Annotated in this window: 12 protein-coding genes; 8 read left to right on the top strand and 4 right to left on the bottom strand. The window is 62.2% G+C overall.

Annotated features, from left to right (window positions below):
• Positions 1–6: 6 nt before the first annotated feature.
• Together NCS02_RS17730 and NCS02_RS17725 are read right to left on the bottom strand one after the other, a co-directional pair.
• Positions 7–777, bottom strand: coding sequence for a PP2C family protein-serine/threonine phosphatase (locus tag NCS02_RS17730; protein ID WP_250435870.1), 771 nt, complete (start codon positions 775–777; stop codon positions 7–9).
• A gap of 106 nt (positions 778–883) precedes the next feature.
• Positions 884–1222 carry a hypothetical protein gene (locus NCS02_RS17725; RefSeq protein WP_250440633.1) on the bottom strand — a complete coding sequence of 113 codons (339 nt, stop codon included), beginning with the start codon at positions 1220–1222 and terminating at the stop codon, positions 884–886.
• 445 nt (positions 1223–1667) lie between these two features.
• On the opposite strand from NCS02_RS17725, the gene NCS02_RS17720 reads away from it, so the two are divergent.
• The 3 genes from NCS02_RS17720 (at position 1668) to NCS02_RS17710 (ending at position 3732) form a co-directional block, all read left to right on the top strand.
• Positions 1668–2171, top strand: coding sequence for a lecithin retinol acyltransferase family protein (locus NCS02_RS17720; protein WP_008353261.1), 504 nt, complete (start codon positions 1668–1670; stop codon positions 2169–2171).
• A 37-nt stretch (positions 2172–2208) separates the two neighbouring features.
• On the top strand, positions 2209–2457 hold the full coding sequence (locus NCS02_RS17715) for a hypothetical protein (RefSeq protein ID WP_033537064.1): 249 nt from the start codon (positions 2209–2211) through the stop codon (positions 2455–2457).
• A gap of 180 nt (positions 2458–2637) precedes the next feature.
• Entirely contained in the window at positions 2638–3732 is a 1095-nt protein-coding gene (locus tag NCS02_RS17710; protein WP_175979381.1) for a 4-hydroxyphenylpyruvate dioxygenase family protein, read from the top strand.
• Between the two features lie 6 nt (positions 3733–3738).
• On the opposite strand, the gene NCS02_RS17705 is transcribed toward NCS02_RS17710, so the two are convergent.
• Complete coding sequence (locus tag NCS02_RS17705; RefSeq protein WP_008353264.1) at positions 3739–4152, bottom strand: cupredoxin domain-containing protein; 414 nt, start codon at positions 4150–4152, stop codon at positions 3739–3741.
• The gene (locus NCS02_RS17700; RefSeq protein WP_250523250.1) at positions 4149–5138 is read right to left on the bottom strand and encodes a metallophosphoesterase family protein; all 990 of its coding nucleotides are present in this window, start codon (positions 5136–5138) and stop codon (positions 4149–4151) included. The genes NCS02_RS17705 and NCS02_RS17700 overlap by 4 nt, the downstream gene beginning before the upstream one ends.
• Positions 5139–5443: 305 nt before the next feature.
• Between NCS02_RS17700 and NCS02_RS17695 the strand changes: the two genes are divergently transcribed.
• The 5 genes from NCS02_RS17695 (at position 5444) to NCS02_RS17675 (ending at position 12021) form a co-directional block, all read left to right on the top strand.
• Positions 5444–6115 carry an RNA polymerase sigma factor gene (locus NCS02_RS17695; RefSeq protein ID WP_008353267.1) on the top strand — a complete coding sequence of 224 codons (672 nt, stop codon included), beginning with the start codon at positions 5444–5446 and terminating at the stop codon, positions 6113–6115.
• Positions 6105–6824, top strand: a complete 720-nt coding sequence (locus NCS02_RS17690) for an anti-sigma factor family protein (protein WP_250435865.1) — start codon at positions 6105–6107, stop codon at positions 6822–6824. Before NCS02_RS17695 ends, NCS02_RS17690 begins: the two co-directional genes overlap by 11 nt.
• Before the next feature lie 395 nt (positions 6825–7219).
• Positions 7220–8431 (top strand): ABC transporter substrate-binding protein, encoded by a 1212-nt coding sequence (locus NCS02_RS17685; RefSeq protein ID WP_250503001.1) that lies wholly within the window; start codon positions 7220–7222, stop codon positions 8429–8431.
• A 763-nt stretch (positions 8432–9194) separates the two neighbouring features.
• Positions 9195–10067: a branched-chain amino acid ABC transporter permease gene (locus NCS02_RS17680; protein ID WP_008353273.1), complete on the top strand. Its 873-nt coding sequence runs from the start codon at positions 9195–9197 to the stop codon at positions 10065–10067.
• A gap of 10 nt (positions 10068–10077) precedes the next feature.
• Entirely contained in the window at positions 10078–12021 is a 1944-nt protein-coding gene (locus NCS02_RS17675; RefSeq protein ID WP_008353274.1) for a branched-chain amino acid ABC transporter ATP-binding protein/permease, read from the top strand.
• The last annotated feature ends 124 nt before the right edge of the window (positions 12022–12145 follow it).

Genomic DNA, 12145 nt, shown 5'->3' with positions numbered 1-12145 from the left:
CCGCCTTTATATCGACGGATTCACCTGCGTCTTATCCGTCGCCATCAAATCGACCGCATGCGCGACGACCACTGAAATATTGTCGCGCCCGCCCCGCGCGAGCGCGATTTCCAGCAGCCTTTGCGCGGCGACATCGCAATTGCCCGGCGCGAGCTCGCTCATCATTTCGGCTTCGCTGACTTCGTTCGATAAACCGTCGCTGCATAGCAGGAACGTATCGCCGTCGTTCAGGGCGAGCGTGTTCTCGTCGAGTTCGAGCACATCGAGCGCGCCGACCGCGCGCGTGATCAGATGCTGCGCCGGATGATGCAGCGCTTCTTCCGCCGTGAGTTGCCCGCGCGCCTTCAGTTCCTCGACGTGGCTGTGATCGCGCGTGAGCTGCACGAGCCGTCCCTGGCGCAGCAGATAGATGCGGCTGTCGCCGGCCCATACATAACCGCACGCGCCATCGCGCGCAGCGAGCACGACGACCGTGCTGCCGATGCGCGACACCTGGCGCCGCGCCGCTTCCGCACGCAGCTTGTCGTTCACGTCGAGAAGACGCGCGCGGGCATCGGCGATGGTGCCCGCAAGATCGTTCGCCGGCGATACCTTCGCGAGGCTCTCGATCACCATCCGGCTCGCCAGATCGCCGACCGCGTGGCCGCCCATGCCATCGGCGACGGCCCACAGTCCGCGCTCGGGCGCATCGAGCAGCGCGTCTTCGTTGATCTGCCGGACGCAGCCGGTGTCGGTGCGGGCGGCGGATGTCCATCGAAACTCGGTGGTGAAGGTCACGGCAACCTCCGGAATGCTGGGTGACGCGGCGTCGGGCGGGCCTTGCGGACGATCCCGCTCATTGTGTACCAACGCGCGTCCGAAGCGAATCTTGATCTGCACCGCTTTAGCCCGCGCGATTCCCCGCGACCGAATTCGGGCTGACGGTAAGGCTCGCGCCGTTGCCCGTATTGCTGACCGCGACGTTCTGAAACTGATTGACCATCTGGCCGACCGTGATGTTCGTCACGTTATTGGTGATGTTGTTCGTGACCGCGTAGATGTTGTTGGTCACATCGACCAGCGTAATCGCGCCGGCTGCGGCCCCGCCGCCCGATGAACGCTCCACGAAAGGCGTGATCCAGCCGAACACCCACGGCGCACCGCCTCCGCCGCTGATGGCCGACATCGCCGCGTGATCCAGCACGCGGTCGTATTCGAGATCGCTGACGGTCAAGGCGCACATGTCGTTTCTCCGGGATGGCCTGTGAGCAGGACGAACGGATCAATGCAAGGCCCATGCCGACGCACGCCAAATGGCGGAGATTGCGTCCGAATCGCCGATGGGACGGCGTTCTGGCGGCATCGGCGCAAACGAAATGGCAGGGTGCCGAATCGCATCCGTTGGATCGTCGCCAACAAGCGATGTTGGCGTCGCGCCGCATAACCAACACACGCGGCGCGCGTCCGATCGGCCCGCACGACGCGAATTCTGGTGCAGCAGGTCCAACAAACGCGCAAGAAAACTGTTGGCCCATGAAAAACACAACGCCGTCGAAACACGCTCCCGATTCCGCAATAACCACGCGTAATCAATGGCTTATCAGAACTGGCAAGGAAGATGCAAAAGGCTAGGCAACCCGGCGCCGAACAAACACCTGGCGCCAGGCAAAGAAAAATCGGAGCCAGCCATGTCAACCAACCAGCAAATCGGACTGATCGAACAGCAAGCCGCCGCGAACGGCTTCTCGCTCGACGACGAACCCGCGCTCGGCACCGAACTCGTCACGCGCCGTTCCGGCTATGAACATCACGGCATCTACGCCGGCAACGGCATGGTCATCCACTATGCCGGTTTCGCGAAGTCGCTGCATCGCGGCCCGGTCGAGGAAGTCCCGGTCGAGCAGTTCGCCGCCGGTCATGAAGTCACGATCCGCCAGAACCCGGCCGCGAAGTTCGTCGGCATGGAAGCGGTGCGCCGCGCCCGCAGCCGCCTCGGCGAAGACAACTATCACCTGCTCACCAACAACTGCGAGCACTTCGTTACGTGGTGCCTCGACGGCCGCGCCCGCAGCCGTCAGGTGCAAGCGTGCTTCATCGATCCCCACGCGGCCGTCAGAGCCGTGGCGGGACTCTTCCGCGCCTATGTCGCCGCCGAACGCCGCCGCCGCATGAATGTGGCGCTCGCAGCCTGAACCTCACGTTTTGCCGATCGATTCCGAGGAGACCATCATGCAAACCACCGAAAACTCGCTGCACTGGGCCGTCGACAAATGGCTCGCCCCGACTGCCGCGCATCCGGCACGCGTCGTGCGTCTGTGCCGTTCGCATGTCACCGGCGCGCGCTACGTCTGCATCGAGGCGCAGCATCCGGGCGGCCCGCTCGCGATCATCTTCTTCCGCCATGACGACGGCACCTGGAACGTGTTTCCGCCGCAAGCGAAGCGTCCGTCGATGAGCGCGGCGCGCCTCGCCGCCTGAAGGCGCGTACGATCGGCCGGGACGCGTCGGGCGGCCCCGGCTTTGACACGGCAATCCCGCTGCCGCTACTCTAGGCGCATCGTCGCGGCCATTTGGATGAAGCCGCCGGTCGCACGGAAGCAGCAGGTCGTGGTAGTTTTGCGTCCGTGAACCAGATCGTACATTTTCGAGGTATTGCCGATGACCCAGCCCGACTCCTCTTCCTCCGCCCGCGCGACGCCCGATTCGAACCTCGGCGACAATCCGCTCGGCATCGCGGGGCTGGAGTTCGTCGAGTTTTCCAGCCCCGATCCTGCAGGGCTCGCCCGACTGTTCGAGACGCTCGGCTTCGTGCCCGTCGCGCAGCACATCAGCAAGGCGGTGACGCTCTTTCGCCAGCGCAGCATGAATTTTCTGTTGAACGCGGAGCCGGATTCGTTCGCGTCGCGCTTTGCCGAGTCGCATGGCGTCGGCATCGCGGCGATCGGCATTCGCGTGCTCGATGCGCAGGTCGCCCACGAGCGCGCGCTCGAATACGGCGCGTGGGATTTCGAGGGCGAAAAAATCGGCCCGAACGAGCTTGCGATTCCGGCGATTCAAGGCATCGGCGATTCCCATATCTATTTCGTCGATCACTGGCCGGGCAAGAACAGCGGCGAGACGTCGATCTACGACATCGACTTTCGTCCGATTCCCGGAGCACGCGCGGATCTCAACGGCACCGGCCTGCTCGAAGTCGACCACTTCACGCAGACGGTCGGCGCAGGCCGCATTCAGGAATGGCTCGATTTCTATCGGGAAGTGCTGCACTTCTCGGAGATTCATCAGGTGCATCCGGACTGGCACGTCTCGCAGGATTCCGCCGTCACGCTTTCGCCGTGCGGCTCGATCCGCATTCCGGTGTACGAGGAAGGCACCTATCGCACGGATCTGATGCAGCAATATCTGCCCGATCACGAAGGCGAGGGCGTGCAGCATATCGCGCTGGCATCGGCGGATATTTTTGCTTCCGTCGATGCATTGATGGCGCGCGGCGTGCGCTTCCTGCAGCCGCCTCCGCGCTATTACGACGAGATCGACGAGCGTCTGCCGGGCCACGGTCTCGACATCGGAAAGCTGCGCACGCGCGGCATTCTCGTCGACGGCGAGATTCTCGGAGACGGCACGCCGCAGCTTTTTCTGCAGACGTTCGTCGAGCGCAAGCCCGGCGACATGTTCTTCGAGATCGTCGAGCGGCGCGGGCATCACGGATTCGGCGAGGGCAATCTCGCCGCGATCGCGAAGGCGCGCGGCTGACGCGACTCATTGCACGACGACCGTCCCCGTCATGTGCGGATGCAGCGAACAGAAGTACTTGTACGTGCCCGGTTTGTCGAACACATGCGAGAAGCTGTCGCCGCTGTCGAGCGGATCGGACTTGAAGCTCTTTCCCTCGTCGGCGACGGTATGCAGCATGTCGTCGTGATTCACCCACGTCACCTTCGTACCGACGGGCACGGTAATCGTCGCCTGATTGAACGCGAAGTTGTCGATGGAAACGGTCGGCGCGTTCGCCAGCGCGACCTGTTGCGCGGGTTCTGCCGCGCACGCCGACGGAATCGCCACGCCGATGACGCCTTTCACGACCAGCGCAAGCGCGGCCTGGCGCAGCAGCTTGCCGGCGAGCGGGCGGAGATTGTCGGGCGAAACGTAGTGCGCAATCGTCGACGCGATCATGACTGCACCCCCGCGAGCGACGTATCGGTGACGGCAAGTTGCCCGCGTCCCGCGATATGCGTGACTTCGCGCAGGCCGAGCATCGTGCGCAATTGTTCGGATGGCACTTTCATCGGCCCCGGACCGGACGGTGCGCCCGGCGCGGGCTGCGGAAACGCCGTCGACATCGCCGAATAAAAGCGCATCTCTCCCTCCACTTTCTGCGCCACCTGATGGACGTGGCCGTTCAGCACCGTTACCGAGCCGAAGCGTTTCAAGAGCGCGAGCGCCTGCGCGCTGTCGTCGGTGCCCCATCCCCATTGCGGATACAACGCCCACAGCGGAATGTGCGCGAACACGACGATCGGCGTGCTGCTCGATTTGCCCTGCAGATCCGCCTTGAGCCACGCGAGCTGCGCATCGCCGAGAAAGCCGAGGCCGCCGCCCTTCAGGTCGATCACGTTGGTCAGGCCGATGAAATGCACGCCGCCCTGATCGAAGCTGTACCAGTGACGCGTGCTGCCTTTGCCGTATTGCCCGGAAAAGCGGTCGAAAAACGCGTTGGCTTCTTCGACCAGCACGTCGTGCTCGCCGGGAACGTAATGCACGTCCATGCCCGACTTGCCGATGATCTGCGTCGCCGTGTCGAATTGCGCGGGCTTCGACAGATGCGTGATGTCGCCCGTGTGGATCATGAACGCGGGGCGTTTTTCCATCGCGCTCACGCGGTTGATGGCTTCTTCGAGCGTGCTCGTCGGCTCCGTGTTCGGATCCTTGTTGAAGCCGATGTGACTGTCGCTGATCTGCACGAAGCTAAACGAGCCGGTCTGCTCGGCCGCTTCCGCCGACGAGATCAGGCGCGAAACGGGCACGCCGCCGCTCACCGTCCAGATGACGCCGGCGCCCGCCCAGGCCATGCACGAAAGTGCGGTGCGGCGGCGCTTGCCGTGCTCGTCGAGTTCGTCGCGTTGCTGCGCGGGCGGCAGTGCGTTCGGGTCGGGTTTCATGATGGTTCCTTTGATGATGACGGCCGCGGTTCTTGTCGTTCGAATCGGTGAAGTCGGGCCCACGGCGGCTCGGTGCATGGGCGCGAAGCCGGCGATGCCCGTTGCGGCGGGCAGGATCGCGTTGGCATCCGTCCATCGAACCAGCGAATGCGGCGGGATATTCCCGCTATATTTTTTTGAGTCGCCGTTGCAAACGGGAATAAAGCGCCCGCGTGAGGAGTATCGGATGGGAAGGCGCGGAAAAGCGATGCCGCCGCGCCCGAACGAAGTTTTCCGAACGTGATTGTGGAAAGGAGACCCGCGCGATGTGGCCAGGCAGGTCGAAAGAAGACAGGTCCGGGCGCCGCGGCCAGGCGGACGCCGAGGCGGTCCACGCGCGCTTCGAAGCGACGGTGATGCCGCATCTGGACGCCGCGTACAACCTCGCGCGCTGGCTGTCGGGAAGCGCGAACGATGCCGACGATGTCGTGCAGGAAGCCTATCTGCGCGCGTTCCGTTTCTTCGGCGGATTCGAAGGCGGCGAGGAGGCGAACGCGCGTGCGTGGCTGCTCGCGATCGTGCGCAATACGTGGTTCACGGAGTGGCGGCGGCGCGTGCAACTCGCCGACGCGACGCCCTACGACGAGGAACTGGGCGGCGACGAAGCCTTGCCGGGATGGTCGGAGGAAGGCGCGGCCGATCCCGAAACGCTCGCCGTGCGCCGCGACGAAATTCATCTGGTGCATCGCGCGCTGGAGGCGCTGCCGATCGCCTTTCGCGAGGTGCTGGTGTTACGCGAACTCGAAGACATGAGCTACAAGGAAGTTGCATCCGTGACCGGCGTGCCGATCGGCACGGTGATGTCACGGCTCGCGCGCGGCCGCAAGATGCTGGCGGGGGCGGTGCGCGCGGCCCAGGGCGGGCAGGACAAGCCGAGCGTGCGCCTCGTGCGCCGCGCGGGACCGGGTCACGCAGAGGAGTCGGGAAATGGAAAATAACGACATTGCCTCGCTCGATGCGAGGCTTACCGATGGTTCGCTGTATCAGCGCGCGCCGGTGCATCTGCGCACGCAAGTGCTGGCGCGCGTGCGGGCTCAGGCCGAGGAAGAGGCGCGCAGGCGCGAGCCGGCGCGTCCGGCGAAACGCGGCTCGCGCAATCCGTTTGCCGCGCCGTGGCCGTTCTTCGGCGGCGCATTCGCGGGCGCGACGCTCTCGGCGCTCGTGCTCGGCACGATGCTGTGGTTCCAGGCGCTGCCGCTCGTCTCGTCCGTATCGACGGGCTCGCCCATCGCGCAGGAGATCGTGTCGAGCCATGTGCGCGCGCTGATGTCGGATCGTCCGATCGACGTGTTGTCCAGCGACAAGCACACGGTTAAGCCGTGGTTCAACGGCCGGATCGACTATGCGCCGCCGGTGATCGATCCGGCGGGTCCGGGCTTCGCGCTCGTCGGCGGACGGCTGGATTACATCGATCATCGGCCGGTGGCGGTCGTCGTGTATCGCTACCTGAAGCATCCGATCGACGTGTACGTATTTCCCGAGCGCAAGGGCGAAGCGAAGACGGAGCCGGTCGTCACGCAATCCGACGATGGTTACGCGCTCGCGCGCTGGAATCACGATGGCATGACGTTCTGGGCCGTCACCGATGCATCGGGCGCGGTGCTGCGTCAGTTCGCGCACGCGATCGAAACCGGTGCGCCGCGATAACAAGTGCATCGCGCAAACGCTGTCATCGCTGCGATAGCCTGAAGAGTGCGCAAGGTTACGCGCGGTCATCCTCCGGGATGCCGCGCGTTTTTTTCTTTGGCGTTACGCGTATACCCGCTGTTTTCTCCGTTTCGAAAGCCATGAAAACGCTTTGGGATGCTGTGTAAATTCGCATCTTTTCCGGGTTATGCAGGGCTTTGCACAGTTGCGATGCATTGGGTGTGGCCTAACGCTCGTGCTCTTCGGGTATGTCCGAATATGGTCATATCCTTACATTTTTCTAAACTCGCTCACAGTCTATGTAATCGATAACGCGGAATGCGTTTAAAACGCATTGCGAAGTTCGCCGCGTTGCATGGGACTTTCAAATAACGAATCAGGCGACGGAGACACACATGAAGATGAAGCTCATTGCGAGCACGCTCGCGTTCGGCGTTTTCTCGTTGGCGCACGCGGCCGACCCGATCAAGATCGGCGTCGATGGTCCGTTCACGGGCGGTTCGTCTTCCATGGGTGTCAGCATGCGCGATGGCGTGCGTCTTGCCACCGCCGAGATCAACAAAACTGGCGGCGTGCTTGGGCGTCAGATCGTGCTGGTCGAGCGCGATGACGAAGCGAAGAACGAGCGCGGCGTGCAGATCGCGCAGGAGCTCATCAACAAGGAGAAGGTTGTCGCGGTTGTCGGCTATATCAACACGGGCGTAGCGCTCGCATCGCAGCGCTTCTTTCAGGAAGCGAAGATTCCGGTGTTCAACAATGTCGCGACCGGCACGGTGGTGACGAAGCAATTCGACGATCAGCCCGATAACTACGTGTTCCGCAACGCTGCCGCCGATCGCATTCAGGCACCGATGATCGTCGAGGAAGCGGTGACGAAGCGTGGCTTCAAGAAGGTCGCGATTCTCGCCGATTCGACCAACTACGGCCAGCTCGGCCGCGAGGATCTGGAAAAGGCGCTTGCCGCGAAAGGCGTGAAGCCCGTCGCCGTGGAGAAGTTCAACATCAAGGACGTCGACATGACGGCCCAGTTGCTGAAGGCGAAGGAGGCCGGTGCGGAAGCGGTGCTGACTTACGGCATCGGGCCCGAGCTTGCGCAGATCGCGAACGGCATGGCCAAGCTTGGATGGAAGGTGCCTTTGATCGGTAGCTGGACGCTTTCGATGGCCAATTACATCGACAATGCCGGCACTAACGGCGAAGGTGCGCGCATGCCGCAGACTTTCATTCAGGAAGCGAACACGCCGAAGCGCAAGGCCTTCATCGAGGCTTATCTGAAGGAATTCAAGCCGAAGAACGAGCGGATCGATTCGCCGGTTTCTGCTGCGCAAGGTTATGACTCGGTGTATTTGCTTGCTGCGGCGATCAAGCAGGCGGGGACGACGGATGGGCCGAAGGTCAAGGAAGCGCTCGAGAATTTGAACACTAAGGTGGAAGGTGTCGTGATGGTGTACGACAAGCCCTTTACGAAGGGCGATCACGAGGCTATTACGCCGAATGTGCCGGTTATCGGGGAGGTGAAGGGCGGGCGGGTGATCTATGCGTATGACGCCGATAAGAAAGGCGGCGGGACTCTGCGGTCCAAGCAGACCACTACTGCTTCGAATTGATTTTTTTATATCGCCGGATCCCGTAGTCGTGTCGGTCTATTAGCGTTGCCCCTGTGCGGGGCGGCACCTACTTTCTTTGCTGCTGCAAAGAAAGTAGGCAAAGAAAGCAGCTTTTCAAGCCCGCGGTCACACGCAATTTGGGTAGTTCTCTCGTCCTCGATGGCACTCGCCTAAGTGTCGCCCTCAAAGGACCAATCGGGCTTGGATCGCGCACGGTCTGACGAGCTAGTTTCAGATGGCCGCTGGTTCAGCACGAAAGAGCTTCGGCACAGCGCTACGCGCTGCCGTTGGGTATGCAAGGGAAACCAAAGGGCGGCGATTGCAGTGAGATGGAGACGTTAGTAGAGAAGCACGCGCGGACCCGATTGACCGGTCGGCCGCGAAGCGGGCCGGAGCTATTTGGTGCTGAACCCGTTTGTTGTGTGGTGCGATGACACAGACCGTGCGCGAGCCGAGCCCGATTAGGTGTTTGAGGGCACTCTTTAGGCAGCCCACGATGGACGAGAGGACTACCCAAATTGCGTGTGACCGCGGGCGTATCAGTAGCTGCTTTCTTTGCTTACTTTCTTTGCCGCTGCAAAGAAAGTGAGTGCCGCCCCGCACAGGGGCAGTGCTAATAGACCGACGCGAGAGCGGGATCCGGCGACGACACCGAGCCGACACGAAAACGCGATCCAGCAAAACAGCATCACGCAAAAGCTATAGACCGAAGCGAAATCAGGAATCTCAAGAAGCGCAGACCTGCACAAGAAAAACCCCGACCATGATCCTCCTTCAACTCGTCTATAGCGGCATAGCACTCGGCATGATCTACGCCGTGATCGCGTTCGGCTATCAACTCACCTTCGCCACATCCGGCACGCTGAACTTCGGCCAGGGCGATGCCCTGATGCTCGGCGCGCTCGTCGGCCTCACGCTCGTATCCGCTGGCGTCAACTACTGGCTGATGATTCCGCTCGTGTGTCTCTTCGGCCTCACGCAGGGCGCGTTCGTCGAACGCATCGGCGTGCGGCCCGCCATCAAGATCAAGTCCGAGTTCGGCTGGATCATGTCGACGATCGCGCTCGGCATCATCTTCAAGAACGTCGCGGAAAACGTCTGGGGCCGCGACGATCTGCGCTTTCCTTCGCCCCTGCCCGAAGCGCCACTGAAGGTCTTCGGCGCAAACGTGCTGCCGATGGAACTGCTCGTCGTCGGCGGCGCGCTCGTGATGATGCTCGCGGTCGAGTTCTTCAACCGCAAGACGATCTTCGGCAAGGCCGTGGTCGCGACCGCGAACGATCGCGATGCAGCGTCGCTCATGGGCATCAACACCGGCCTCGTCATCACGTTTTCATATGCGCTTTCGTCGTTGACCGCTGCATTTGCAGGGGTTTTGATCGCGCCGCTGACATTGACCGGCGCGACGATGGGCGCGGTGCTCGGCCTCAAGGCGTTTGCCGTGGCGATCATCGGTGGCTTGTCGAGCGGCATGGGCATCATCGTCGGCGGGATGATCCTGGGCATCGCGGAGACGACGACCGGCTTCTATATCTCCACCGGCTACAAGGACGTGCCGGGGCTCGTGCTGCTCTTGATCGTGCTCGCGGTCAAGCCCGCAGGTCTCTTCGGCAAGACGGCGATCAAGAAAGTCTGAGGCGGCGACGATGAAAGCAAAGAACTGGATCGCGGCGCTCGTCGGACTCGCCGCACTCGCAATTTTCCCGGTGGCGTCGGGCAATCCGTACTACATCCACCTCGTCGAAACCATCATGATCTACGCGATCCTGCTGTTCGGGCTCGATATCGTCGTGGGTTACACGGGGCAAGTGTCGCTCGGTCACGCGGGATTGTTCGGCGTGGGCGCATACACGGCGGGCGTGCTGTTCATCAAGCTCGGCATGCCGTTCTATCTGACCGCGCCGCTTTCGATTCTGATCACAGCCGGCTTCGGCGCGATCCTTGCATTGCCCGCGCTGCGCGTGTCCGGTCCGTATCTCGCGATGGTGACGCTCGCGTTCGGCACGATCATCCAGATTCTCATCAACGAGATGGATTTCCTCACCAACGGACCGATGGGTCTCAAGATCCCGAAGCCGATGTTCGCGGGACACAGGCTCGACGAGGTGCAGTACTACTGGCTCGTCGCGGCGCTGCTCGTCGTGTCGCTGATCGTCGTGCATCGCGTGCTGAAGTCGCATCTCGGGCGCGCATTCGAAGCGCTGCGCGACAGCCCCATCGCATCGGACTGCATGGGCGTGTCGGTGTATCGCTACAAGGTAATTGCATTCGTAATCAGTGCGGGATTCGCGGGCCTCGCGGGCTGCCTGTACTCGTATTCCGAGCAATACATTTCGCCTAACACCTATAACTTCGAACTGACCATCCTCTTCCTGCTCGCCATCATCATGGGCGGACGCAAGACGCGCACGGGCGCGATCATCGGTTCGACGGTGATCGTCATGTTACCCAAGCTGCTCGACGATATCTCCAACTTCCGCGTCGTCGCGACGGCGCTGGCGGTCGTCGTCGTCGCGGGCGCCGCGCTTGCGCTCGCGAAGAAGACCACGACGCCGCAGCGCGTTGCGGTGCCGATCGTCGGCACGGCGGGACTCGCGGTGTTTTCGTTCTGGATCGAGGCGCTCACCGACTGGCGTCTGACCATCTTCGGTCTGATGATCCTGCTCGTCGTTTATTACCTGCAGGATGGCATCGTCGGCTTCGTGCGCAAGACGCTGAACCTTGGCCGCGTGCGCGTGACGAAGGTCGATACCGATGAGCTCGCGAGCCATACGCGCCAGGACGATGCCGTCGCGGCGGTCGATACGGAAGGCGCGGATACGATCCTCGACGTGCGCGGCGTGCTGATGCAGTTCAGCGGCCTGAAGGCGTTGAACGATGTGAATCTCACTGTGAAGCGCGGCACGATCCACGGCCTCATCGGTCCCAACGGTTCCGGCAAGAGCACGATGATGAACGTGCTGACGGGCATCTATGTCCCGACTGCTGGCGCGATCGAATACGAGGGGCAATCGCTCGCGGGGCGTACGTCGTCGAAGATTGCGCTGTCGGGCATCGCTCGGACGTTTCAGAACGTGCAGCTCTTCGGCGAGATGACGGCTTTGGAGAATGTGCTCGTCGGCTTGCATCACACGTTCAGATCGAACATCGCGGATGTCGGCGTGATGAGTCCGCGATATCGGCGCGAAGAGCGCGCGGCGCGCGAGCGTGCGTTCAACATGCTTCGTTTTGTGGGCCTGGAGCATGTCGCCGGAGAGGAAGCGCGCAATCTGCCCTACGGCAAGCAGCGTCTGCTTGAAATCGCGCGTGCGTTGGCGCTCGATCCGCAATTGCTTCTGCTCGATGAACCCGCGGCCGGATTGACCGCGCCGGATATTCGCGAACTCGTCGCGATCATTCGCAAGGTGCGCAATCATGGCATCACGCTTGTGTTGATCGAGCATCATATGGATGTGGTGATGAGCGTTTGCGATACGGTTTCCGTGCTGGACTTCGGGCAGAAAATCGCCGAAGGGAAGCCTTCCGAGATTCAGGCTAATGAGAAGGTTATCGAGGCTTATTTGGGGGGGCAGGCGGCGCAGGTGGCTTAGGTTTTGTTTTCGCCGGATCCCGTTTTATTAGTGGTCTATTAGCGTTGCCCCTGTGCGGGGCGGCACCTACTTTCTTTGCTGCTGCAAAGAAAGTAGGCAAAGAAAGCAGCTTTTCAGGCCCGCG

It is taken from the genome of Caballeronia sp. NCF2 (genome assembly GCF_023631205.1).
Classification (GTDB): Bacteria; Pseudomonadota; Gammaproteobacteria; order Burkholderiales; family Burkholderiaceae; genus Caballeronia; species Caballeronia zhejiangensis.
The sequence above is the reverse complement of the archived record's forward strand: the minus strand, read 5'-3'. Positions and strand labels throughout refer to the sequence as shown.